Raw genomic sequence first — 1,213 nt, forward strand, 5'->3', positions numbered from 1 at the left:
ACGATAAGCGGATTTGCCTACTTATCAGCCTAACTGCTTGGACGTGCACAACCAATCGCACGCTTCTTCTATCCTTCTGCGTCCCTCCATTGCTCAAACGATAAAGAGGTGGTACAGGAATATCAACCTGTTGTCCATCGCCTACGCCTGTCGGCCTCGGCTTAGGTCCTGACTAACCCTGAGCGGACGAGCCTTCCTCAGGAAACCTTAGGCATTCGGTGGACGGGATTCTCACCCGTCTTTCGCTACTCATACCGGCATTCTCACTTCTAAGCGCTCCACCAGTCCTTCCGGTCTGACTTCACTGCACTTAGAACGCTCCCCTACCACTGATACCATTGGTATCAATTCGCAGCTTCGGTGGTGTATTTAGCCCCGGTACATTTTCGGCGCAGAGTCACTCGACTAGTGAGCTATTACGCACTCTTTAAATGGTGGCTGCTTCTAAGCCAACATCCTAGTTGTCTAAGCAACTCCACATCCTTTTCCACTTAATACACACTTTGGGACCTTAGCTGGCGATCTGGGCTGTTTCCCTCTTGACTACGGATCTTATCACTCGCAGTCTGACTCCTAAGGATAAGTCATTGGCATTCGGAGTTTGACTGAATTCGGTAATCCGATGAGGACCCCTAGTTCAATCAGTGCTCTACCTCCAAGACTCTTACACTTAAGGCTAGCCCTAAAGCTATTTCGGGGAGAACCAGCTATCTCCAGGTTCGATTGGAATTTCTCCGCTACCCACACCTCATCCCCGCACTTTTCAACGTGCGTGGGTTCGGGCCTCCATTCAGTGTTACCTGAACTTCACCCTGGACATGGGTAGATCACCTGGTTTCGGGTCTACGACCACGTACTAAACGCCCTATTCAGACTCGCTTTCGCTGCGGCTCCGCCTCTTCAGCTTAACCTTGCACGGGATCGTAACTCGCCGGTTCATTCTACAAAAGGCACGCCATCACCCATTAACGGGCTCTGACTATTTGTAGGCACACGGTTTCAGGATCTCTTTCACTCCCCTTCCGGGGTGCTTTTCACCTTTCCCTCACGGTACTGGTTCACTATCGATCACTAGGGAGTATTTAGCCTTGGGAGATGGTCCTCCCAGATTCCGACGGAATTTCACGTGTTCCGCCGTACTCAGGATACATTCAAGAGAGAACGAAGTTTCGACTACGGGGTTGTTACCCTCTACGACGGACCTTTCCAGGTC

1 rRNA gene is annotated in these 1,213 nt (G+C 51.0%); it reads right to left on the reverse strand.

Annotated elements, in window-relative coordinates:
* Positions 1 to 1,213 (reverse strand): 23S ribosomal RNA (locus tag MR167_RS31470); the annotation flags it as partial.

Origin of the sequence: Bacillus cereus group sp. BfR-BA-01355 (genome assembly GCF_022663675.1) — a bacterium.
Taxonomy (GTDB): Bacteria; Bacillota; Bacilli; order Bacillales; family Bacillaceae_G; genus Bacillus_A; species Bacillus_A thuringiensis_S.